Annotated in this window: 26 protein-coding genes; 25 read left to right on the top strand and 1 reads right to left on the bottom strand. The window is 64.8% G+C overall.

The genetic code is table 11. From position 1 onward, the window contains the following. Window positions 1-5: 5 nt before the first annotated feature. Complete coding sequence (locus ACZK2R_RS20650; protein ID WP_478487593.1) at window positions 6-224, bottom strand: hypothetical protein; 219 nt, start codon at window positions 222-224, stop codon at window positions 6-8. 391 nt (window positions 225-615) lie between these two features. Here ACZK2R_RS20650 and ACZK2R_RS20645 point away from each other — a divergent pair, with 391 nt between their 5' ends. The 25 genes from ACZK2R_RS20645 to ACZK2R_RS20525 all read left to right on the top strand — a co-directional run bounded on the left by ACZK2R_RS20645 (window position 616) and on the right by ACZK2R_RS20525 (window position 21441). Continuing rightward, window positions 616-1380: a DNA adenine methylase gene (locus ACZK2R_RS20645; protein WP_478487591.1), complete on the top strand. Its 765-nt coding sequence runs from the start codon at window positions 616-618 to the stop codon at window positions 1378-1380. 99 nt (window positions 1381-1479) lie between these two features. Next, window positions 1480-1992 carry a glycoside hydrolase family 24 protein gene (locus ACZK2R_RS20640; RefSeq protein ID WP_478487590.1) on the top strand — a complete coding sequence of 171 codons (513 nt, stop codon included), beginning with the start codon at window positions 1480-1482 and terminating at the stop codon, window positions 1990-1992. 8 nt (window positions 1993-2000) lie between these two features. Continuing rightward, a complete protein-coding gene (locus tag ACZK2R_RS20635; RefSeq protein ID WP_237760634.1) occupies window positions 2001-2444 on the top strand; it encodes a hypothetical protein in 444 nt (147 codons plus the stop codon). Further along, on the top strand, window positions 2441-2923 hold the full coding sequence (locus tag ACZK2R_RS20630) for a hypothetical protein (RefSeq protein ID WP_478487589.1): 483 nt from the start codon (window positions 2441-2443) through the stop codon (window positions 2921-2923). Before ACZK2R_RS20635 ends, ACZK2R_RS20630 begins: the two co-directional genes overlap by 4 nt. Window position 2924: 1 nt before the next feature. Further along, entirely contained in the window at window positions 2925-3206 is a 282-nt protein-coding gene (locus ACZK2R_RS20625) for a hypothetical protein (RefSeq protein WP_478487588.1), read from the top strand. A gap of 216 nt (window positions 3207-3422) precedes the next feature. Continuing rightward, window positions 3423-3926 (top strand): DUF1441 family protein, encoded by a 504-nt coding sequence (locus tag ACZK2R_RS20620; RefSeq protein ID WP_008265668.1) that lies wholly within the window; start codon window positions 3423-3425, stop codon window positions 3924-3926. 22 nt (window positions 3927-3948) lie between these two features. Next, complete coding sequence (locus tag ACZK2R_RS20615) at window positions 3949-5988, top strand: terminase gpA endonuclease subunit (protein ID WP_478487587.1); 2040 nt, start codon at window positions 3949-3951, stop codon at window positions 5986-5988. Window position 5989: 1 nt separating this feature from the next. Continuing rightward, window positions 5990-6205: a phage head-tail joining protein gene (locus tag ACZK2R_RS20610; RefSeq protein ID WP_070471463.1), complete on the top strand. Its 216-nt coding sequence runs from the start codon at window positions 5990-5992 to the stop codon at window positions 6203-6205. Next, a complete protein-coding gene (locus ACZK2R_RS20605) occupies window positions 6198-7679 on the top strand; it encodes a phage portal protein (protein ID WP_478487586.1) in 1482 nt (493 codons plus the stop codon). Before ACZK2R_RS20610 ends, ACZK2R_RS20605 begins: the two co-directional genes overlap by 8 nt. After that, entirely contained in the window at window positions 7669-9030 is a 1362-nt protein-coding gene (locus tag ACZK2R_RS20600; RefSeq protein WP_478487585.1) for a S49 family peptidase, read from the top strand. The genes ACZK2R_RS20605 and ACZK2R_RS20600 overlap by 11 nt, the downstream gene beginning before the upstream one ends. A 2-nt stretch (window positions 9031-9032) precedes the next feature. Beyond that, entirely contained in the window at window positions 9033-9719 is a 687-nt protein-coding gene (locus tag ACZK2R_RS20595; RefSeq protein WP_478487584.1) for a head decoration protein, read from the top strand. Between the two features lie 87 nt (window positions 9720-9806). Further along, on the top strand, window positions 9807-10808 hold the full coding sequence (locus tag ACZK2R_RS20590; protein ID WP_478487582.1) for a major capsid protein: 1002 nt from the start codon (window positions 9807-9809) through the stop codon (window positions 10806-10808). A gap of 45 nt (window positions 10809-10853) precedes the next feature. Further along, window positions 10854-11612, top strand: a complete 759-nt coding sequence (locus ACZK2R_RS20585) for a hypothetical protein (protein ID WP_478487580.1) — start codon at window positions 10854-10856, stop codon at window positions 11610-11612. Beyond that, entirely contained in the window at window positions 11609-11941 is a 333-nt protein-coding gene (locus ACZK2R_RS20580; RefSeq protein WP_478487579.1) for a head-tail joining protein, read from the top strand. The genes ACZK2R_RS20585 and ACZK2R_RS20580 overlap by 4 nt, the downstream gene beginning before the upstream one ends. Then, complete coding sequence (locus ACZK2R_RS20575) at window positions 11934-12389, top strand: hypothetical protein (RefSeq protein ID WP_478487578.1); 456 nt, start codon at window positions 11934-11936, stop codon at window positions 12387-12389. The genes ACZK2R_RS20580 and ACZK2R_RS20575 overlap by 8 nt, the downstream gene beginning before the upstream one ends. Window positions 12390-12425: 36 nt before the next feature. Further along, complete coding sequence (locus ACZK2R_RS20570; protein ID WP_478487577.1) at window positions 12426-13181, top strand: phage tail tube protein; 756 nt, start codon at window positions 12426-12428, stop codon at window positions 13179-13181. Window positions 13182-13184: 3 nt separating this feature from the next. Then, a complete protein-coding gene (locus ACZK2R_RS20565) occupies window positions 13185-13655 on the top strand; it encodes a hypothetical protein (protein ID WP_478487576.1) in 471 nt (156 codons plus the stop codon). A 29-nt stretch (window positions 13656-13684) separates the two neighbouring features. Further along, window positions 13685-13891 (top strand): hypothetical protein, encoded by a 207-nt coding sequence (locus ACZK2R_RS20560; RefSeq protein ID WP_478487574.1) that lies wholly within the window; start codon window positions 13685-13687, stop codon window positions 13889-13891. Further along, a complete protein-coding gene (locus ACZK2R_RS20555) occupies window positions 13884-16679 on the top strand; it encodes a phage tail tape measure protein (protein WP_478487572.1) in 2796 nt (931 codons plus the stop codon). Before ACZK2R_RS20560 ends, ACZK2R_RS20555 begins: the two co-directional genes overlap by 8 nt. Beyond that, a complete protein-coding gene (locus ACZK2R_RS20550) occupies window positions 16672-17088 on the top strand; it encodes a hypothetical protein (RefSeq protein ID WP_478487571.1) in 417 nt (138 codons plus the stop codon). Before ACZK2R_RS20555 ends, ACZK2R_RS20550 begins: the two co-directional genes overlap by 8 nt. Beyond that, complete coding sequence (locus tag ACZK2R_RS20545; protein ID WP_478487569.1) at window positions 17088-17567, top strand: DUF1833 family protein; 480 nt, start codon at window positions 17088-17090, stop codon at window positions 17565-17567. The genes ACZK2R_RS20550 and ACZK2R_RS20545 overlap by 1 nt, the downstream gene beginning before the upstream one ends. Continuing rightward, window positions 17564-17893, top strand: coding sequence for an NlpC/P60 family protein (locus tag ACZK2R_RS20540; protein WP_478487568.1), 330 nt, complete (start codon window positions 17564-17566; stop codon window positions 17891-17893). The genes ACZK2R_RS20545 and ACZK2R_RS20540 overlap by 4 nt, the downstream gene beginning before the upstream one ends. After that, entirely contained in the window at window positions 17886-20408 is a 2523-nt protein-coding gene (gpJ, locus tag ACZK2R_RS20535) for a TipJ family phage tail tip protein (protein WP_478487566.1), read from the top strand. Before ACZK2R_RS20540 ends, gpJ begins: the two co-directional genes overlap by 8 nt. Further along, entirely contained in the window at window positions 20405-21058 is a 654-nt protein-coding gene (locus ACZK2R_RS20530; protein WP_478487565.1) for a hypothetical protein, read from the top strand. Before gpJ ends, ACZK2R_RS20530 begins: the two co-directional genes overlap by 4 nt. Then, window positions 21055-21441, top strand: coding sequence for a hypothetical protein (locus ACZK2R_RS20525; RefSeq protein WP_478487564.1), 387 nt, complete (start codon window positions 21055-21057; stop codon window positions 21439-21441). The genes ACZK2R_RS20530 and ACZK2R_RS20525 overlap by 4 nt, the downstream gene beginning before the upstream one ends.

The raw sequence follows: 21441 nt of genomic DNA, 5'->3' as shown, positions 1-21441 counted from the left end.
CTATGTTAAGAATTCAGGTAGCTAATGGGAGTTCCCATCACTGCAAACGCATGCTTGAAGTCATCGAAAGCGGTTCGTGCCTTCTCGTCGCTGCTGAACACCAGCTTCAACTCGTGGCCGGACTTCAAGAGCACTTCAATTGTTGCGGCACTGGCGTGGAGTTGGAACGATGCGACGGCATCTGTCGAAATCACTTGGTTCTCGAACACAACGAGTTGACCCATTACTCAATTCCTCAGTAGGTGATAGAGCGGAGAATATTAAGGAACATTACCGCAGTCGCCGCGAACCTTACCGCATTCGCCCGACTGCGGTAAGGAACCTTACCGCAGTTGCATTGGGAACCAGGATTGTTGTCCAATCGATAACGTGGGCGAGGTTCCAATCAACCCGCACTCAACGGCCGCAGGCCTGGACTCGGGAGGTCCAGTGACCTGCGGTTCGTCGTTTCTGGGGTGCGAAGCCCAACCATCAAACAGAGCGACGCCCCGATGCCTGCCAGCACCGGGGCGTCGCCGCAGTACACGCGTTTCAGCCGCGTGCCATTGGCCTAAGCCCTGCCGCCCTCCGGAGAGCGCGAGCAGTTTGCTTAACGAATGTCGCAACAGCTGAGACTTGAACACAAAGACCCTATTCCCTTGGCCGGGCGGTAAAACGCGCCTGGTGAAACACCTACTTCCCCTGATAAATCAGAGGGACCACACCTGCTACGTTGAAGCCTTCGCCGGCAGTGCAGCGATGCTTTTCGAGCGCTCGCCAGCGAAGATCGAGGTGCTCAACGACACCCATGGCGAACTGGTACGGCTGTACCGTGTCGTGGCGAACCACCTGGACGAGTTCGTTCGACACTTCCGCTGGTCCCTTACCAGTCGTGAGATGTACAGGTGGGCACAGCTGCAGCACGTCGACACCCTGACCGACATTCAGCGCGCTGCTCGGTTCTACTACCTGCAGAAGCTCAGCTTTGGCGGGAAGGTGGAAGGCCAGACGCTTGGAGTGGGCCCCACCGGCACGAAGCGCATCAACCTGCTCCGGTTGGAACAGGACCTGAGCGATGCCCATCTGCGGCTGCATGGAGTGGTGATCGAGCAGTTGACCTGGCAGCGGTGCATTGAAAAGTACGACCGGCCCGAGACGCTCTTCTTTCTTGATCCGCCGTACTGGCAGACCACAGGCTATGGCCAGGCATTTCCGCTGCAAGAGTACGAGCAGCTGGCCGCCGTGATGGGCGCGTTGAAGGGTAGGGCGATCCTGACCATCAACGACCACCCTCAGATGCGCGCGTTGTTCGATCGATTCCACCGCGTCAGCGTGCCTATTCGATACACAGTCGGCGGCGGTGCTGGGGTAGCACGCACTGAACTGATCTACACCACGTAGCTGGGCCACGGCCCAGCGTTCTCTATGCCCGTTCCCCGACCGGATCAACCCTCGCGCCTAGCCGGCAGCGGGGCGGGCGCCTTTCAGCAGGAATCTCCGATGGCCAAGATCACCGCTCAACAGGCAGGCGGTACGAATGTCGTTGCCTTCCTGGACATGCTGGCGTGGTCGGAGGGCACCAGCACCAGCCCCGCAACGAAGAATCAGGGTTACGACGTGATCGTGACTGGTGCCGATCGTGTGCCGGAGATCTTCACCGACTACTCGGTGCACCCGTTCTCCCGGGGGCGGAAATCCAAGGCCATCAACCGCAAGGGCCTGACCTCCAACGCATCTGGTCGCTACCAGTTCATGCTGAAGGACTATGCCCACTACCGCGCTCTGTTGAAGCTGCCGGACTTCGGGCCGCTCTCGCAGGATCTCTGGGCCATCCAGCTGATCCGCGAACGCCGCGCACTTCCGTTGATCCAGGCGGGGCGCATCACCGACGCCATTCGGGCCGTGCGCAACATCTGGGCGAGCCTGCCGGGTGCGGGCTACGGCCAGCCGGAGCACGCCGTCGAGAAGCTGCTGACTGCATACTGCAAGGCTGGCGGGGCAGTCGCGCCGTGACCGAGCCCGTGAGCACCTTCAAGATCGTCGTCGGGACGTTCACCGCCGCCGTTGTGGCACCGGCAACCGCAGACGCACTACGTGAGGCAGAGCGAATCATCCTCGGCGTTCCGCAGTCAGTACTGCTGCTTGCATTGGCCGGCGCGCTGATCGGTGTGCTGATCCTTCCGGACAAGGACGCTGGGCGGGTGGCGGCAGACGCCAATAGGCTCCGCCGGCATCGGCTGCTGCAAACGGCAGCTCGCTGGGCCGCGCTGGCCGTTGCGGTCGCAGCGTACGCAGTTCTTGCAGCCTGGGTGGTGGCCATCGCGGCATGGATCTGGCCCCAGCTCGCCGGTGCACCGCAGCTGCCGCTGGCGGGCATCTCCGGCGTTCTGATCCGCCGGCTGCTGCCCGGCTACGTGCGCATGGTGGAGAAAGCCACCGGCGCCATCGGAGGCGATAAGCCATGAGCGTACTGATTCGATTCCTTCGTGCCGCGTGGGGCTTGGTCATTGGCGCGGCCGCCGACGCACTGCAGTGGCTGAGCAAGCCCGGCAGCAAGATTAAGGTGGTATGCGCGGTGCTGGCCTTCGGTTGCGCGGTGTCAGGGCTGACTGCCTACGAGAAAGAGCAGAAGATCCGCGACCTGAGCGCCCAAGTGATCAAGGTCCGGGCCGACTGGGACGCAGATGCGGCTCGACTGCAGGCCGACGTGGACACCCGCGATCAGCGCCTGGCCGAGGTCGCCACCGCGCTTAGGGCAGAGGCCGAGAAGCTGGAAGCCCTGAAGGCAGAGAGCGCGGCGGCACTGCAGGCACTCGCCGGCAAGATCGAGGCGTCCGAGAAGGAAGCGTCCACCTGGCGCAGCCGCTATGAGCAGCGGCCCGACACCTGCAAGGCGGCGCTGGAGCTGCTTGATTCCGCCTGCCCAGCTTTGAAGGGGTACTGACATGCGCGTCATCGTGGTTGTCACAGCTGCGCTACTGGCTGCATGCCAAGCCGCGCCTACCAAGCCGAATCCGCCTGCGCCTGCCTTGATCAAGGTTCCGGTGGCTACCTATGTCCCCATCGATGCCGCCCTGACCAAGCGCTGTAGCTGGGTGCGGGACGGTAAGCCCTCGGCAGTGTTCGATGTGAGCAACGGCCGCAAGCGCTGCCTGGTGCAGTACGAGGCGCAGTTCGATGCGATCAACCAGGTGCAGGGCAAGCCGGCTGCGGAGACGGGGAGCTGAACCCGTGGAGCTTCATGCGGGCATGATGTTTCACGGGTCACGTTCCACGAACGAGGGGGCCCCTGGGGTTATCCACAGCAACCGGGGGGAATTCGGACCCCGGTAAAAGACAGTATTTCGGCCTCTAGGGTGCTCCACCACAGGCCACGCATTTGGCGGTTTTTGCCGGGAGAAACCGCATTTTCTGGCCTGAATAGGCTGTGCATCGGGTAGAACATGGCTGACATCCACGAATTCACCAAAGGCTGGTCCGTGGCCAGGCTGGCGGATGAGTTCGGGATGGACCGCCGGACGGCCAGCAAGCGCCTGAAGGAGGCCGGCGTCCCGCCGCTGACCAAGCGCGCTGGGCACGACGTCTATCGCCTGGCCGATGCAGCCCCTGCGCTGGTGAATCCGGGTGCCGCGGCGTTCGGCGCGGAGGGTGTGGTCGATCCGCGCGACCTGCCGCCGATGGAGCGCCGCGCCTACTACCAGTCGGAGAACGAGCGCCTGAAGGTCGAGTCGACCATCGGGCAGCTGGTGCCGGCGGCTGAGGTCGAGGCCGACTACGCCGAGCTGGTGAAGAAGGTCGTGCAGTTCTTCGACACGCTGCCTGATGTGCTCGAGCGCAAGGCCGGGCTCACGCCAGAGCAAGTCGTGAAGGTCCAGGACGAGTGCGATCGCGTCCGGCAATCCATGTACGAGGGCATCACCGATGACGACGTACGCGACAGCGCGTAGCGTGCGCCAAGGCGTTGCCGAGATGATCCGGCCGCCGCGCCGCATCAGGGTCAGCGAGGGGGCGCGGGTGCTGCAGGTGGCCAATGCCGCTGGCGCCGCCGGCGGCTGGGATCCGGACACCACGCCCTACATGGTCGAGCCGCTGGATACGACCGGCAGCCGCCACTACGAGGCGGTGGTGTTCGTAGGGCCGGCGCGGTCGGGCAAGACCATCTCGCTGATCGATGCACGGCTCGCGTATCTGATCACCTGCAACCCGGCTGACGCCATGGTTGTGCAGATGTCCAAGGATGCGGCCGAGGACTACAGCAAGACGCGTATCGCCCGCAGCATCGCCGCCAGTCCGGAACTACGCTCCCGGCTGAGCCCGCGTGCCCACGACGACAACATCCTGCTGAAGTTCTTCCGCTCGGGAATGTCGCTGCGCATGGGCTGGCCCTCGGTGTCGGTGCTGTCGGGCAAGGACATCCACGACGTCCTGATGACGGACGTTGACAACTACACCGGCGACCTGACCATTGATGAATGCTTCGGCTTGGGCCTGAAGCGCACGCAGACCTACATGTCAGCCGGCATGGTGGTGGCCGAGTCGAGCCCGGCAACGGACTACGCCGACGGCGCCTGGAAGCCGCTGCACCCACACCAAGGCCCACCGGCAGCCGGTATCGCCGCGCTGTATGCGCGTGGCGACCGGCGCCGCTGGTACTGGCCGTGCCCGGAGTGCGGGGAGCGGTTTCAGGCCGCGCCGGGCTATGACGGTTTCGCGTTGCCGCCGATGGAGGAATTGCTCGAGCGGGTGGTGCTGGACGACGTGCAGAAGATGGCGCGGCACTACTCGCTGCTGCACTGCCCGCACTGTGGGGTTGGTCTGCAGCACCGGTGGAAGGATGGGATGAATCGCGCTGGCGTCTGGGCTGCAGAGGGCCAGGTCGTGCACGCCGACGGAACGGTCACCGGTGAGAGGCCTGAGGCGCGCATCGCCAGCTACTGGCTGGGCGGTGTTGCTGCGGCCTACCAGTCCTGGGAATCGCTGATCGAGCGCTACCTCCAGGCGCTGCGCACCTTCGCCACTACCGGCGAAGAGCGGCCCCTCAAGACCACGCACAACGTGGACGGCGCAATCAACTACGTGCCGATGGCGGCACGCTCGGCCAGCGATCCGGGCGAGATGCAGGAGCGTGCAGAGGTCTGGACAAAGGGCGCTGTGCCTGCGGGCGTCCGATTCCTCCTTGGTGAGGTCGACGTCCAGGCAAACCGCTTCGTCATCCTGGTGTTGGGATTTGGAATCAACGAGTTCGGCCAACTGGAACGCTGGATAGTGGATTCCTTCACCCTGCGCACCTCCAAGCGCGAAGACGGCTCAGGCGGCTTCCTGCCGCTGGACCCGCCGAAGTACCTGGAAGACTGGGAGCGGCTAGTCGAGAAGGTCATCAGCCGTCGCTACCCATTGGACGACGCCACCGGCCGCAGCATGCCCGTGCACGCGGTGGGCATCGACTGGGGTGGCAAGTCGGGCACCTCGGTGCGCGCGCTGGAGTTCTGGCGTTCGCTCAAGGCCCGGAAGCTGCATGCCAGGGTCAGGCTGATCAAGGGCGATGCGCGCCGCGAGGGCGGACTGTTCCGCGAGACCTTCCCTGACAGCAGTAAGCGCCGGGATCGCAAATCAGGGTCGAAGGGCGATGTGCCGCAGCTGCTGCTCAACGTGGACAGGCTGAAGGACACGGTAGACGCCAACGTGAAGCGGGCCGAGCCCGGTCCGGGCTACTACCACTTCCCCGACTGGCTGCCAGAGGCGTTCTACGCCGAGCTGACAGCCGAATCGCGGACGGCAAAGGGCTGGGAGAACCTGGCGAAGCGACGCAATGAGGCGTTCGACCTGTGCGGCTATGCAGAGGGCATGGCGCTGTGGCTGAAGGTTCCGGCCATCAACTGGACCGCGCCGCCTGCATGGGCTGCGGCGTGGGACGACAACCCTGACGTGAGGGCAGACGACGCCGCACCGGCGCCAATGCCGCGTGCGCGCACCCGCCGCGTCATCCGAAGCAAGTACCTGGGACGCTGAGATGGCATTCACCAACAAGCAAGTTGAGCAACTGGAGGCCGCGATCGCGGCCGGCGTGCTGAGCGTCCGATATGCCGACCGCACCGTGACCTACCAGAGCCTGGTGGAGATGCGCCGTCTGCTGAAGCAGATGCGCGACGAACTGGGCCAAGCCGCAGGTGCACCGCGGCGTCGACGCATCGTGCGCCTCTACCAATCGGGGACGGGCAATGTCTGATATCGCCGAAAGCAGCTACCGCGCCGCCGGCAACGGCCGCCGCCTGCGCACCTTCCGGCCGACGTCGCTCGGGCCCAACGCATCGCTGTTGGGTCTGCCGACGCTGCTGGCACGGGCCCGGCACCTGGCCCGAAATGACCCATGGATGGTCAGCGCGCTCAACAAGAGCGTGTCCAACGGCATCGCCACCGGCATCCAGGCAAAGCCCATCTGGGGCACGAAGGAGCACAAGAAGAAGGTCACCAAGCTGTGGATGCGCTGGGGCAAGTACGCTGATGCCGATGGCGTGCTTGGCTGGGACGGCCTGCAAGCGCTTGCCTGGCGCGAGTGGAAGGAGGCCGGCGAGGTGTTCGCCCGCATCCGGTATCGGCGGCCCGAGGACGGCTTGCCTGTGCCGCTGCAGGTGCAGCTGATCGAATCAGAGCAGTGCCCGCAGCACTACAACGGCGTGGCCAGCAACGGCAACGTGATCCGGCAAGGCATCGAGGTCGATAGCATCGGCCGCCGCGTGGCCTACTGGATGTACCGGGAGCACCCCGGCGACCTGCAGCTGACCGTCAACGGCAACGAGTTGGTGCGCGTTCCGGCCGAGCAGGTGCTGCACCTGTACCGGCCGAACCGAGCCGGTGCGATGCGCGGTGTGCCGGGCTCGGCTCCCGCCCTGCTGCGCATGTTCAACCTGGACCGGCTGGATGACGCGGTGCTGGAACGGCAGGCCTTGGCCAACCTCTTCGCAGGCTTCATCACCACCGAAGCAAACGCGGATGGGGAAGAGGGCGAAGCCATCGGCGACCTGATCACCGGTGAGGATGCAGACGGTACGGCCCTCGGTGGGCTCGAGCCGGGCACGATGCAGGAGCTGCCACCGGGCCGCAAGGTCACCTTTGCCGCACCGCCCAGCGCCGGCTCGGACTATGCCGAGTTTCTGCGTGGGCACCTGCTGGCGATATGCGCTAGCCAGGACGTGCCCTACGAGGTGCTCACCGGCGACCTGCGCAACGTATCCGACCGCGCGCTGCGCCTGATCCTCAACGAGTTCCGCCGGGTGATCGAGCAGGACCAGTGGCTCTTCATGATCCCCATGTTCTGCCAGCGGGTGCGCGACGCGTTCATCGACCAGGCAGTGCTGTCGGGTCTGCTGAAGGTGCCGCGCTATGCAGCCCTGCGTGATGACGTGACCGAAACCCTGTGGGTGCCCGAAGGCTGGCCCTGGAGCCATCCGGTGCAGGACGTGACCTCAGAACTCAAGGCGGTGCGGGCGGGCTTCAAGTCGCGCAGCAAGGTGGTGCTGAGCGCTGGCGAGGATCCCGAACAGGTTGATGCCGAGCAGGCGCTGGACAACGAGCGCGCAGACGCGGCCGGGCTTCGCTACGACAGCGACCCGAGGCGAACGAACGCCTCCGGTGCCCGGCAGGACGACGAACCCGGCGCCCCTGGCGCCAACGACGATGAAAGGAATGACGATGACGAGTAAGCCTGGCCTGTTGGCCCGAATGCTGGGTCGCGGCAGCCGTGCGCCCGTGGTGGCCTCGCTCGCTGCCGCGGTCCTCAATCAGCCCCTGCTGGTGCAGCCGGCCATCGGTGAAGCGCTGGTGGGCGGATATCTGGAAGGGAAGGTCACCAGCGACGACAGCGTCCTGAAGGCCGACCGTTTCGAAGTGTCCGGCCCCGATGGGCAGCCGGTTGGCGTCACCCAGAACCTGATCGGTGTGATCAACCTGTCTGGTGCGATGGTCAACCGGCCGATGCCGGGCGCCAGCGGTCCTGGGCCGGTGAGCTATGCCGCGGTGCGCGACACCTTCGATGAACTGGTCAACGACGATGCGGTGACGTCCATCATCCTGCGGCTGGATACGCCGGGTGGTATGGCGTCGGGCTGCTTCGATCTGGTCGACCACATCTTCCAGGCGCGTGGCCGGAAGCCGGTGTACGCACTGGTCGATGACCATGCCTACTCCGCCGGCTTCGCCCTCGCTTCGGCGTGCGATGAGATCTGGATCAGCCGCACCGGCGGTGTCGGGTCGGTCGGCGTGGTCTGCTATCACCACGACTGGAGCGGCAACAACGCCCAGATCGGACTGAAGGTAACCCCGCTGTTCGCCGGTGCTCGCAAGGTCGACTTCAATCCGAACTTCCCGCTTAGCGAGGAAGCGCATGCCGAGGCGATGGCCGATCTGGAGGACATGCGCACGATGTTTGTCGACACCGTGGCGCGGAACCTCGGTATGGAAGCTGAAACCGTGCGCGCTACCGAGGCGGCCTGCTATCGCGGCCAGGCCGCCGTTGCGGTGGGCTTCGCTACCCGGATCGGCACTTGGCACGACCTGATCGCGCACCTCGGCGCGGCCGAAGCGGCAGCGCCGCCCGCGCCGGGCAACCCTGATCCGGACGACGAGCCGGAGGCAGCGGCAACGCCGCCGGTGCCCGAGGCCGCACCCGCACCGCCTGCAGCCGTCGTGGAGAACCCGGCAGCTGCGTTGGCAGCTGCGATCGCATCCAGTGAGCTGCCGCCGGCGCTCGCGGTGGCCGTGCTGCGGCGCCCGCTGCAGGAGGGTGAACCGGCTGCCAGCGCCATTGAGTACGCGACCGACGTGCAGGACGCCTGCGCTGCGGCGCTGCGTGGCGATGACACCCTCGCTGCCAGCTTCATCGAGAAGAACACCGACCTCGACACGGTGCGTGCACAGCTGCTGTCGATGAAAGCGGAGGAAGGCCGCAGCACCCAGGTCGTCACCGCACACCCGGCTTCCATGGCCGATCAACGCGCCGCCGACAACAAGGCGAAGCTGAATCCCAATCACATCTACAAGCAACGAGGTAACTGACGATGGAAATTTCCCTGGCCGGCACCCGTACCGGCGAATTCCTGCTGTCCGAAGCGGGCGGCGAGCGCAGCCGCGAACTGATCCGCCTGCCGGCCGGGCAGGGCATGCTGTCCGCCGGCACTCTGCTCAAGGCAGACAACACCGTCGCCGCCAACGGCACCGACGCGGTGAAGGTGCTGTACGGCCCGATCGACACCGGTACCGAATCCTCGGCGCTGGCCGTCAAGGGCGCCGCGATCGCGCGCGACGCTGAAGTGTTCGGCGAAAAGCTGGTGTGGGCCAGCGGCGTCACCGCTGATCAGAAGCTGCTGGCCGCGCTGAGCTTGGCCGAGTCCGGCATCATCACCCGCTGGACGCAGCAGCCGATCGCATCGAACGCTGCCGATCACCTGGTGTTCGTGTCGGCCCCGCTGACCGGTACTGCCGGTGAAGCGCTGGGCCCGATCGTGGCGCACGTCAAGGACGTGTTCGGCGCCCTGGTCACGGGCAGCACGATCAGCGCCACCCTGGCCAAGGCCACCGGCACCGGCACCCTGGCCGGTGGCGGTGCGAAGGCAGCCGTGGGCGGCGTCATCACCTGGGATGCAGCGACGCTGAGCGCCGCCGGCGACTACACCCTCAAGGTGACCGCCACCGATCTGGACGAAGCCGTCAGCGACACCATCACCATCGCAGCTGCCGGCGGCTGACCGCCGAGCAGAGCCCCTTTCACCCGTTGACCCTTGGCCCCGCTTCGGCGGGGCCTTTTCGTATCCCCTTTCGAGAGAGAAATCACCATGGATCTGCAGATTCTTCTGGCGCTGGGCGTGCTGAGCTTCGATGCCCTGAACGCCTACATCAACAACCTGCCGCGCATCTCCACCCGGCTGGCTGACATGCGCCTGTTCCAGGAACAAGGCCTGGTCGGCACCACCATCGTCAAGGTTGGTATCAACGGCACCAAGCTGGTGCTGGTCCCGAACGTGCCGCGTGGTGCGCCCGGCCAGCCCAAGGGCCTGGAGCGTGGCAAGGTGAAGCTGCTGGAAACCACCCACCTGCCGCAGAATTCGACGGTCATGGCTGACCAGCTGCTGGGTGTGTACGACCCGGCAGATCCGGAAGGCAACAACGTTGCCGCCGTGGTCAACGCGCTTCAGGTGGTGCACAAGCGCGACCTGGACTTCACCATCGAGTATCACCGTATGGGCGCGCTGCAGGGCAAGCTGCTCGATGCCGATGGCTCGGTGATCATCGACTTCTATGAAGAATTCGGTGTCGACCAGTCCGTCATCGGCATGGAGCTGAACAAGGACGCCACCAAGGTTCGCGCCAAGTGCATGGCCATCAAGCGCGCGATCGAGGAAAATCTGGGCGGCATTCCGTACACCGGCATCCACGTGTTCTGCAGCGCCGGTTTCTTCGACGCCCTGACCGACCACCCGGAAGTGCAGAAGGCCTACGAGCGCTGGCAGGATGGTGCCGCGCTGCGCGATGACGTCCGCAAGGGCTTCGTGTTCGGCGATATCACCTTTGAAGAGCTGCAGGGCAACACCGGCGGCGATCTGGCCCTGGCCGACGGCGTAGCCATCGCGTTCCCGCTGGGTGTGCCGGACATGTTCCTGACCCGCTTCGCGCCGGCGGACTATCTGGAAACGGTGCGCGGCATCGGCCTGCCGTACTACACCAAGACCGCGAAGATGCGCATGGACAAGGGTATCCAGCTGGAAAGCCAGTCCAACCCGCTCAACATCAACACCCGACCGGACGCGGTGATCCGCCTGAAGGCCGGCGCGAAGTAAGCCAGCAGTGCCTGGCCCGCTCCGGCGGGCCGGGCAGGAGGGTGTATGGCCCAGATCAGGATCGGGGTGGACCCCGACAACGTGTTCGGGCGACAACTTACGGAGCTTGAGCAGTCGCAGTTGCCCTTCGCCGCCTCGCAGGCCGCCAACAAGGTGGCGTATGAGATCCGCGAGCGCTGGAAGCGCCAGGCACCGAAGGTGTTCGACCGTCCGACGCCGCTCACGGTCAATGCGGCTATGTATCGCAAGGCCACCAAGGCCCAGCCGTACGCAGAGATCTTCATCCGCGACGAAGCCTTCAAGGGCACGCCGCCGGCGAAGTACCTGCTGGCCGAAGTGGATGGTGGTCAGCGTCGCCGGAAGGGCTTCGAGCGGCTGCTGCAGAGCCGAGGCCTGCTGTCTCCGACGCAGTTTGCGGTGATGGGGCGCGGCGCCCAGGCCAACCAGTTCGGCAACGTGCCGGCCGGCCAGGTGACCAAGATCCTGTCCCAGCTGGGCGCCCAGCGGGACCGATACCAGAACCAGACCAACGTCAGCCAGAAACGGCGACGGGGCAAGCGCAACAACCGTGATGGTGAGTACTTCGTGATCACCAAGCGCCGCGGCGTGCTGCGCCCGGGCATCTATGAGCGGATCGGGCGCGGATCCGGTGTCCGATCCATCTTCATCTTCACCAACACCGCCGCCTACACACCGCGCTACGACATCTTCGGCATGGCCGAGGACACCTGGAAGCGGCTGATGCCGTTCTTCCTGAAGCGCGAGCTGGAGAAGGCGATGGAAACCGCGAGGCCGCTGCCTTGAACCAGAAAGCTTTCCTACAGGCGTTCGACGCCGTGGCCATGGGCGCATTCCGCGCCGCCGGCGTTGCAGATGGCGCCTTCTACCTGCCGCCAGGTGCGAGCGCGGAGGTGCCGTGCACGGTGCTGCTGGATGAGGGCGTCGAGCAGTTCACGCCCGATGACCTGGCGCCGGTGGCCACCACCATCGACAAGGTGACCCTGCAGCTGTCCGAGGTGGAGCCGCGTGCAGGTGGTGTGGTGCGAATCGAAGGCACCGGCCGCCGCCTGAAGCTGGTGCAGAAGATCCGCGGCGACGAATCGACGGCGGTGTGGGAGGTGGCCAATGTCTGATCGCACTCCCAGCCCACGGAAGCAGCTGCTGCTGGCCATGGGCAAGACGCTGCAGCTGATCAACACCGACAACGGCTACCTGACCAACGCAGGCGCGGGCTGGACGCTGGAGCCTGCACCGGGTGACCAGGACACCCAAGTCGTGCTGACGGCCGTGATCGAGAAGCAGCTGCGGGCAGAGAGCCCGTCGAAGGTCCACACGCATCGGCTGACCACGGTCAGCGTCATCGCCAAGGTTCCCTCCGATACCGAGGCGTACCAGCAGGCGCTGGACGACCTGGTGACCGACATCGAGGCGGCCTTGGACAGCCGCGAGGTGGCCCGGAACTTCCCTGACGGCATCTCAGTGCCGGTGTACGTCGGCATGGAGCCGCTGATGCCGGAGAAGGCCAGCGCCGGCTGGGTGGGCGTGCTGCTCACTTACCAGTCCCACATCCCCAAGAAATAACCCGCCGCACAGCGGCAACCCAACTGGAGAGCCACCATGGCCGAAGATTACAGCTACCTGGGCAGCGGCATCGTCCTGATCCGCCTCTGGAACAGCAACGACCCCTTCCTCGAAGTCGGCAACGTTTCCGCCTACACCGTCGCGCCCCAGACCACCACCCTGGAGCTGGCCGACAGCCAGAACCCGGGCGGCGGCACGGCCAACAGCGTCGATCGCGTCACCGGCTACAACCTCAACTACACCTTCCACGACTTCAACGCCGAGAACTTCGCGCGCGCCACCCGTGGCAAGGTTAGCAGCATCGCCGCCGGCACCGTGACCGACGAGCTTGTGGTGGCGACGCCGGAGCGCTTCTCCCCGCTGTCGCGCCTGGCCAGCGAAATCACCTCGGTCAAGCCCGTCACCGGCACCGATACCTACGTGGCCGGCAAGGACTACCGCTTCGAGCGCGGCATGCTGTTCATTCCGGCTGGCTCGGCCATTGCGGCGCCCGCGACTGCGGGCACGCCCAACGTCAAGGTCACCTACAAGAACGCTGATCTGGGGCACGTCGAGGCTGCCGTCACCTCGCAGCAGTTCTACGAGATGCAGTTCTACGGCGCCAACGAAGCCCGTGGCGGCAAGATGGTACGTATGGTGGCGCACAAGGTCTCCGGCGGCGTCATCGAGAGCATGGGACTGATCGGCAACGAGTACGGCGCCGGCAGCGTGCCGGGCAAGCTCGTGAAGGACGCCTCCAAGGCGACCGGCTCGGACAAGTCGGCCTACTTCTACTGGCAGCAGGAGAAGTAAGCCATGGCAGATCTGGACGTGATCACCCCGCCATCGCGCACGGTCCCTTTCCGTGGCCAGGCGCTCTCGGTGACGCCCCTCCGCCTGCAGCAGATCGGTCTCTTCATCACGGCCAGCCGCACCATCATCGCCCGCGTGGCGATGATGGTCGGCGCTGTCGAAGGTGCGCCGGCTGCTGCAACGGGCGCCATTCTGCTGGACCTGCTCGAGCAGGACAGCGCCGATCTCGCCGCGGCACTGGCAGTGGCATCTTGCCCCGAAGCTGACTGGACCTCCGGCGCGGAGCTGGATGAAGCGCTGCGCAACCGATCGGCGTGGATTGCCGGGGGCACCTTGGACGAAATCGCGGGCCTGCTCGAGGCCGTGGTGGGGCTGAACCGGGATTTTTTCGCCCGTCGCCTGCGGAGCCTGCTGCTGCAGGCCAAGCCGCCGGCGGACGAGAGCTTGGATTCGCCGACCTTGCCCAGTACCTGATCGCCCGCGGCCATAGTCGGGCCGAGGTGATGACGTACACCCTCGCGCAGATCAGCGGCTTCACCGCCGCCGCTGCTTATGACGAGCGTGAGCGCGAGCGGACGCGAGCCATCCACCTTGCCGACGCCATGCGCACGGCGATGTGGGCAGATCAGGGCGACTGGAAGAACTACCTGGACGCACTGAGCGGCAAGGCCCCTGTGCAGCTGAAACAAGGAACCACGACCCATGGCTGAGCCTTCAGCGAATCTGCGCGTTCGTATCAGTGCCGACCTGGCCGACATCCGGCAGGGCCTGGGCGTGCTCACCCGACAGCTGCGCGAGGTGCGCACCGAGGCTGCTCGCCCGCTGCCGGCAAAGAACAACATCAGTGATCTGGGCGTTTCTGCCGGCCAGACCGCGCAGGCGATGCGACAGCTGCCGGCGCAGTTCACCGACATCTTCACCAGCCTGCAGGGTGGTATGCCCTTCTTCACCGTGTTGGTGCAGCAGGGTGGCCAGATCAAGGACAGCTTCGGAGGTGTCGAGCCGGCTCTGAAGGGCGTCTCGTCAGCACTGCTGGGCATGGTCAATCCTTTCACGGTAGCGGCGGCCGCCGTGGGTCTGGTGGTGTTCGCGTGGTACGACGCAGAGAAGCAGGCCCAGGCCTATACCAAGGCGCTGGTGCTGTCGCGCAACGAGGCGGCCGCGACGACGCTGACGCTGGTCGATATGGCCAAGAAGACCAGTGATGCGCTGCAGGTGTCTGCAGGGGCCGGCGCGGAGGCGGCTCAGGCGGTAGGATCGAACGGCAAGATCGCCGCACAGAACCTGCAGGCCGTCGCCAATGCGGCTGTGGCCATGAAGGAGGTCAGCGGCCAGGCGCTGGAAGACACCATCGCTCTCTACGCGAAGCTGGCGGAAGACCCGGTCAAGGGTGCGCAGAAGCTCAACGAGCAGGTCAACTTCATGACCGTGGCGCTGTACGAGCAGGTGAAGGCGCTGCAGGAGCAGGGACGCAACCAGGACGCGGTGACGGTGATCACCCGTGCCGCTGCCGATGAGACGGTGATGGCCTTGGCCAAGGTTCGTGCCAGCCAGAACCCGGTGATCAGCGGCTTCAAGAGCTTGTGGGTCGAAGCCACCCGTGCGTGGTCCGCCATGCAGTCGAACGTGGGCCTCGGGCCAGCCGCAGCGCAGATGCAGCACCTTCTGGCGGAGAATCAGCGCGAGCTTGCGAAGCTGAATGCACTGGCGTCCGGTGACCAGAGGGGCCTGCCGCTGGCGCGGAATCCCATCGCTCTCGCGGCGATGGAAAAATCGATCAAGGACCGATCGGACAAGATCAAGGCGCTGGCTACCGACCTGATCAAGGAACGGAAGGACGCCGAGGTGAAGGCATCCCAAGCTGCATCCACGGACTTTGTGGCTGAGATGGACACCATCATTGCCGCCCAGGCCAGCAAGGAGGGAAAGAAGCGGGAAGAGGTCGGACGCATCAATGGCGAAGCCGAAGTGGCCCGACGCAGGGCACAGGCAGCCGGCTTGGTCGAAGAGGTGAAGAAGATCGAGGAAAGGCGCGCTGCAGCTGTCGCCGCTATCGAGAAGAAGTACGCCGAGAAGCCGAAAGCTGGTGGTGGCACAGGGTCAGCAACGCGGGCAGCTGGCCTGCAAGGCTACAAGGACGACCTGGTGGCGGAACAGGCCCAAGTAACCGCCAGTACGCAACTCCTGCGCGCCCAATTCTCTGCTCGTGAGATTACCGCCTCTGAATACTACAGCCGCATGCGGGAGCTGGCGCAGCAGGGGATGGATGCTCAGGCACAGTCGGTGCAGCAGCAGATCGACTATCTGAAAGAGCAGTCCGTCAACGGCAAGGAGGCCATCACCGTCAACCGTCAGTTGGGTGAGCTTGAAGCCCGGCTTGCCAGGCTGCGAATTGAAGGGGCGACGGCGCTCGAACTGCTGAAGAAGGAAGAAGAGAAAACTGCCAAGGCCCGGGAAAATGCGTTGAAGGCCTATGGCGATGCACTGGATGCAAGCAATGCGGCGCTCCAGAGGCAGCTCGATACGATGGTTGCCGGCGTTGGGATGGGGGATCGCCAGTACGAGATTCAGCAGCGGATCAATGATGCCTACGCCGATCAGGTGGATAAGCTGCGAGAGCTCACCCGTCAGAGGGATGCCAGCGAGTTGACGGGGGCGGAGTTTGAAGAGCGTAGGGCCACGCTGATGGCCAAGACCATCGACCGCCTGCAGCTGATCAAGGATGGCTACGAGGATCTGCGCCTGGCCGAAGGCAACTGGCTGGCTGGTGCCGGCGCGGCTTGGGCCAATTACCAGCAGGAAGCGGGCAACTACGCCCAGCAGATGGGCGACACGGTCACCACCGTCATCGGTGGGTTTGAGGATGCCTGGGTCCGGTTCACCACCACCGGCAAGCTGAGCTTCTCGGACCTGACGAAGTCGGTGCTGGCCGACTTGGCCCGCATCCAGATCAAGCAGGCCATCGTCGGCATCGGCAATTGGATCAGCGGCTCCATCGCGGCGCAGTCCGGCTCCATCAATACCGCCGGCAACACCGCTGTCACCCAAGGCACGTCGACCATCAACGACGAGCTGTTTCAGCGACTAATGCGGAACGGCAAGGCCGACGGCGGCTACACGGGAGACGGCGCCAAGCATGATCCGCGCGGCATCGTGCATGCAGGCGAGGTGGTCTGGTCACAGGCCGATATCGCCCGCGCGGGTGGCGTGGGAATCGTAGAGGCGATGCGCCTTGGCCTGCGCGGGTACGCGAATGGTGGCGTTGTGGGCGCTCCGCGCGCTGCAGCTGCGGGAATGGCACGCGGGGACGTCAACGTCTACATCGATGGTGTGAAGAGTGACTCCGGCGCCGCCCAGGCCGAGGTTGGCACTTCCGGCGACCTCGATATCAGCGTCTCCCTCCGCGAGCTGATGCGGAGCCAGATCCGCGGCGGAGCGTTCGACAACGACTTCCGTAGCCGATACGGGCTCACCTACAGGGGGAACCGAGGTGGTTGATCTCTACATGCCATCGAGCATTCCCGACCCTGAAAACGAAAGCCTGGAGTTCGCGCCGCATGGTGAGGACGTCATGCGATCGACCATGGGCGCGGGGACGAAGACGCGCCCGGTCCGGACCGGTTCCCTCGAGACGTTCAAGTGCCGCCTGTATCTGAGCCCGGCGCAACTGAAGACGCTGATGGACTTCTACAACATCAGCGCCCGGCGCGTGCTCCCGTTCTACTGGTGGGACTGGCGCTGGTCCGGCGCCGGGCAGAGCCAGGCCACCTACAAGTTCATGGCGCGGCCGAGCTACGTCAAATGGCAGGACATGTGGCGGGCGGAACTGAGCCTGCTGATCGTTGCCAGCTATGAGGGGCAGTTCCTGCTCGACATCTACGACACCAACAACTGGCCGACAACCTGATGCCACGCGTCCTCTCAGCCGCAGCCGCCAGATCCATTCTGGCGGAGGACACCGCCGAAACCTGGCTGTGCCTGCTCACAATCACCCATCCGGATCTGCAGACGATCCGGATCGTCAACAACACCGAACCCGTGGCGCGGGGAAGTACCGTCTGGCAGCCATACCCCTTCGAGGCATCGTTCCCTGACGACACCGACGACGCCACCCCTAACGTCTCCCTGCGCATCGATAACGTCGACCGCGACATCACCCGCCAGATCAAGGCGCTGCAGGGGCCGCGCCCGCAAATTCGCCTGGAAGCCGTTCTGGCGAGCCAACCCAGCGTGGTGGAGATGGGGCCGTTCAACTTCTCCGTGCTGCAGGTGGACTTCGACATCATGGAGCTGGGTGTGCAGATCGGATACCAGGAAGACTTCCTCAACCAGGGCGTGCCCGCCCAGACCTACACGCCCTCTAACTCGCCCGGGCTGTTCGTATGAGGAAGTGGATCGGCATCCCCTACCAGGGCGAGAAATTCTGCCGCGAGTTCGCCCGCTTGGTGCTGGCGGAGCAGGGCATCCCGATGCCCGATGTGGCGGCTCCTGCGGATGCGACCGGCTGGGCCGAGGTCAAGATCCCGGAGCGTTTCGACGTGGTTGTATTCAACAGCGCCGGCAGACCGTGGCACGTCGGCGTGTGCATGGGCAGCGGTGAATTTCTGCACGTGGAGCTGGGCCGCACCAGCCGCATCGAGCGGCTTGGCTCACCCATGTGGGAGACGCGCATCGCTGGCTTCTATCGGTACATGGGGAAAAGAGATGAATGAGGTTCCGCTGCACCTGCGCGGCCATGAATTCGATGCCCCCGGCGTGGTGTACGCCAGCCCGGGCCAGACGCTTCAGGAGATGCTGCAGGAGGCCGCCGGCGGAGCTGAGATCTCCGCCGACGTTGTGGTTCGGGTCGGAGGCTATGCGGTGCCGCGTGAGGCATGGGGCCGTCTGAGGCCCAAGGCCGGTGTGCGCGTCGATGTTCTGCGGCAGGGCCTGGCCAAGGGCGGTGCGCGCCAGATACTGGCTACGGTGGCGATGATCGTGGTGGCCTACTACGCACCGGGGTGGGGCGCTTCGCTGGCCAAGGGGGCAGGCTGGAGCGCCGCTGCAGGCAACGCGATCGCGTCGGGCATCACGCTCGCCGCGTCGCTTGCCGTGAACGCTCTTGTCGCCGTTCCCATGGCGACTGACGGTGGATCGGAAGCCCAGCGCTCATGGAACGCCCTGACGGGTAGTTCCAACCAGATCAACCCCTACGGCGTAATCCCGCTGATCTTGGGTGAGCATCGATACTTCCCGCCGCATGCTGCCATCCCCTACACGGATGTGCTGGGGTATGACGCCTATCAGTGCTGCATGTTCGACCTTGGGTTTGGCGCGCTGAACGTCTCCGAATTGCGCATTGGCGACACGCCCGCGCAGAACTTCAATGACTTTCAGTGGGAGCTGTCATGGCCGGGTGGGGCGGCGGCCAAGCTGTATACCAATGACATTGACGAGCAGGCCGTCAACGCGACCATGAATTCTGAGGGCGACCAGGTGCTGCGCACGACCGCGCCAGGCGTGGACGCCATCAGCTTGGATCTGCTGTTCTCGAACGGCCTGAAGGTGTTCGGCGATTCCCTCAACAAGGGCTGGCCGATGTGGGTGCTGTGGCGCGTCGAGTACCGCCCCGTCGGGTCGCCGACTTGGCTCACTCCGTCCAGTCCGCGCTTGTCAAAGTTGCTCAGCACGTGGACCGCCGGAGCCGACGAGTATCCGACGACCCCACCGGCACCGGGGCTGTACCTTACCTGGGACCAGACCCGTGACCCATTCGCCTCCGGCATCGCCTGGGACGTGGATGGCGGGCAGTACGAGGTAAGGGTCACGCGGGTGGCGCGCAAGGATCAGACGAACCGGACCTGGGCCGACGGCGCAATCTGGACCTCTTTCCGCAGCATCCGCTACACCTCGCCCAGCACCACCGGCACTTCCAAGCTCAACGTGCGCGTCAAGGGCACGGATCAGTTGTCGGGAACCCTGCAGACCTTCAGCGTGCTGGCCAGGTCGATGGTGCCCGTCTACAACCGAAATACCAATGCCTGGAGCAATCAGTACACGCGAAATCCGGCATGGATTGCATACTGGCTGATGACGCGGTGCCAGGCCTTGGCGACGCATGTTCCTGCCTCCCGAATCGATCTGAATTCGTTCGCTGACTTCGCGGCGCACTGCTCGGCGAACAGCCTGGAATGCCGGATGGTTGTAGATGCCCAGGTGACCGCGCGCGACCTGCTCAGCAAAGTGCTTGCCTGCGGGTTGGGTGACATCGGCAACAGGGATGGCCGCTACTGCGTGGTGTTCGACCGGAACAGTTCCTCGGCCACTGAGGAGCTATCCCCATTGGATATCAAGGAATTCAGCGGCAGCCGGCAGTTCATCAAGATGCCGCACGCGCTGCGCGTGCAATTCAAGAACCCGGATGCGGACTGGCAGGACGACGAGATCATCGTGGTCCAAGACGGCTACAGCTATCGCGGTGTGGACGCACGGGGAAATCCCTCCACGGAGCCGGCGGCGACCCTGTTCGAAACCCTGCGGCTGGAATGGGCCATGCTGGCGAAGCAGGCATGGAGGGTAGCTCGCTACCACCTGGCGCAGGGCCTATATCGCAACACGGTGTACAGCTTCACCACCGACATCTCTGGCCTTGGGATCGTCCGTGGCGATATCGTGGATGTGGCACACGACGTGGCCGAGTGGGGCACCGGCTGGGGCCGCATTTTGAGCGTGGTCAACGGTACGCCGGAAGGGAATGACGGCGCCACCGTGAGGCTGGACACGGAGATCTACACCGATCCCTTGAAGCTCTACGGAATACAGACGCGCACGGCGGGCGGTGCAAAACGGAAGGTGAACTGCCGGCCGCACAGCGCGTTCAGCGACACGTTTTACACGGACGGCAGGCTCGCTGGAGCTGTGGTCGGCGATCGTGTGGTTGTGGGTGAGCGCGGCCTGGAGATGACCACGCTGATCATCACCGGTGTGCGCTACTCGGAAGACTTGTCGTCCTCGTTCACCGCGGTGACGTATGACGAGCGCGTGGATTCCTACTGGAAAAACCCGCCCGAAGCGATCGTCAGCGAAATCAGCGGCCGCAACTACGGAGTTCCAGCAGCGCCCAAGGTCACTGTGGCGGTGTCGGACCCGGTGAATGATGAGGTTGACGACGCTGGCATTCCCACTGCGGTGGTTCGAATCGGGACCGCTCCGCGCCATGGCTACAACACAGTGGAGATGCTCCAGTGACGGTTGCGATCGCTTCGTATGAGCTGCGGTTCCGTGAAGTAGGAGCACCGGACACGGCGTGGCAGTACCGCAGCCAGGTCGCCGGGCAGGTGTTTGTCGTTCGTGAGCTGCAGCGTGGTACTCCCTACGACCTGCAGATGCGGTCCATCGGCGTCAACGGGAGAGCCTCGGAATGGGTGGACGTGGCAGTGAACGTGCCCGACACAAATCGCGTCGGTGCAGCCGCCCTGCCCAACGTCGGGAACCAGCAGTCGATGTGGGACATGGCTACCTCGGTCACCTTTGCAGCGTCCAGCGACGCCGAGGGCGCCTCGGTGGCCACCATCAGCGTCACCGCTGGCACCTTGGTTATCGGCTCAGTCCAGGTCGTCTATGCGGCCAGCAGCGCCAGTCTGACCGGCACGGCCGGGCAGAAGGTCACGGTCTACCTCTACTACTACGATCCGCAGTTGCAGGGAGGAAGTCGACAGCTGCGGGTTACCACCAACGTGGTGGAGACGGCCAACGCCAATGGCAACGTGGCGATCAGTGCCCTACAGATCACCTTTCCTGCTGCCGGAGCCAGCGGCACCGGCGGCGGGAGCATTGGTGGCGGCGGAGGGAGCGGTGGTTCGCGGAACCCTGTAAATCAGGAGCAAATGATCGAATGAGCTACGTAAAGAAAGAGGGTATCGCCGTTGACGCCGGACAGACCGTGGTCGAGCTGGACACCGGGGACCTGGTGGCGGTTGTCTGCACGCGTTCCCTTCAGGGTGGACAGATCTTGTTCCGTGGCCACGCACGAGCCGTAACCGTCACGGGGGCAGCGTTGGTAGGTGCCGATGGCAAGCACATCGAGCGCGAATTCCAGCACAGCGATCCCCGGCCGGCAAAGGCCGATGAGGTCGCCAGAGACGTGCTGCTCGCCCTGCTGGGCGAGGCCCCGCTGCTGGTCGTGTGGTCGGAGCAGGTGCTGTTGGACGTGAGCATTCGCCAGGCCCTGGCGCTGGCCACCATCAATACCGGGGCCGTGGACGCCTCGGCCGTTCTGTAG

This window comes from Stenotrophomonas sp. 96582_Sma (assembly GCF_056480905.1).
This window is presented reverse-complemented; position numbering and strand designations above follow the sequence as displayed.

Excerpts from the sequence above, each read along its gene's own strand:
- ACZK2R_RS20650 (WP_478487593.1), bottom strand. The coding sequence starts at position 224 with ATGGGTCAACTCGTTGTGTTCGAGAACCAAGTGATTTCGACAGATGCC.
- ACZK2R_RS20640 (WP_478487590.1), top strand. The coding sequence starts at position 1,480 with ATGGCCAAGATCACCGCTCAACAGGCAGGCGGTACGAATGTCGTTGCC.
- ACZK2R_RS20630 (WP_478487589.1), top strand. The coding sequence starts at position 2,441 with ATGAGCGTACTGATTCGATTCCTTCGTGCCGCGTGGGGCTTGGTCATT.
- ACZK2R_RS20625 (WP_478487588.1), top strand. The coding sequence starts at position 2,925 with ATGCGCGTCATCGTGGTTGTCACAGCTGCGCTACTGGCTGCATGCCAA.
- ACZK2R_RS20620 (WP_008265668.1), top strand. The coding sequence starts at position 3,423 with ATGGCTGACATCCACGAATTCACCAAAGGCTGGTCCGTGGCCAGGCTG.
- ACZK2R_RS20615 (WP_478487587.1), top strand. The coding sequence starts at position 3,949 with ATGATCCGGCCGCCGCGCCGCATCAGGGTCAGCGAGGGGGCGCGGGTG.
- ACZK2R_RS20610 (WP_070471463.1), top strand. The coding sequence starts at position 5,990 with ATGGCATTCACCAACAAGCAAGTTGAGCAACTGGAGGCCGCGATCGCG.
- ACZK2R_RS20605 (WP_478487586.1), top strand. The coding sequence starts at position 6,198 with ATGTCTGATATCGCCGAAAGCAGCTACCGCGCCGCCGGCAACGGCCGC.
- ACZK2R_RS20600 (WP_478487585.1), top strand. The coding sequence starts at position 7,669 with ATGACGAGTAAGCCTGGCCTGTTGGCCCGAATGCTGGGTCGCGGCAGC.
- ACZK2R_RS20595 (WP_478487584.1), top strand. The coding sequence starts at position 9,033 with ATGGAAATTTCCCTGGCCGGCACCCGTACCGGCGAATTCCTGCTGTCC.
- ACZK2R_RS20590 (WP_478487582.1), top strand. The coding sequence starts at position 9,807 with ATGGATCTGCAGATTCTTCTGGCGCTGGGCGTGCTGAGCTTCGATGCC.
- ACZK2R_RS20585 (WP_478487580.1), top strand. The coding sequence starts at position 10,854 with ATGGCCCAGATCAGGATCGGGGTGGACCCCGACAACGTGTTCGGGCGA.
- ACZK2R_RS20575 (WP_478487578.1), top strand. The coding sequence starts at position 11,934 with ATGTCTGATCGCACTCCCAGCCCACGGAAGCAGCTGCTGCTGGCCATG.
- ACZK2R_RS20570 (WP_478487577.1), top strand. The coding sequence starts at position 12,426 with ATGGCCGAAGATTACAGCTACCTGGGCAGCGGCATCGTCCTGATCCGC.
- ACZK2R_RS20565 (WP_478487576.1), top strand. The coding sequence starts at position 13,185 with ATGGCAGATCTGGACGTGATCACCCCGCCATCGCGCACGGTCCCTTTC.
- ACZK2R_RS20560 (WP_478487574.1), top strand. The coding sequence starts at position 13,685 with ATGACGTACACCCTCGCGCAGATCAGCGGCTTCACCGCCGCCGCTGCT.
- ACZK2R_RS20555 (WP_478487572.1), top strand. The coding sequence starts at position 13,884 with ATGGCTGAGCCTTCAGCGAATCTGCGCGTTCGTATCAGTGCCGACCTG.
- ACZK2R_RS20545 (WP_478487569.1), top strand. The coding sequence starts at position 17,088 with ATGCCACGCGTCCTCTCAGCCGCAGCCGCCAGATCCATTCTGGCGGAG.
- ACZK2R_RS20540 (WP_478487568.1), top strand. The coding sequence starts at position 17,564 with ATGAGGAAGTGGATCGGCATCCCCTACCAGGGCGAGAAATTCTGCCGC.
- gpJ (WP_478487566.1), top strand. The coding sequence starts at position 17,886 with ATGAATGAGGTTCCGCTGCACCTGCGCGGCCATGAATTCGATGCCCCC.
- ACZK2R_RS20525 (WP_478487564.1), top strand. The coding sequence starts at position 21,055 with ATGAGCTACGTAAAGAAAGAGGGTATCGCCGTTGACGCCGGACAGACC.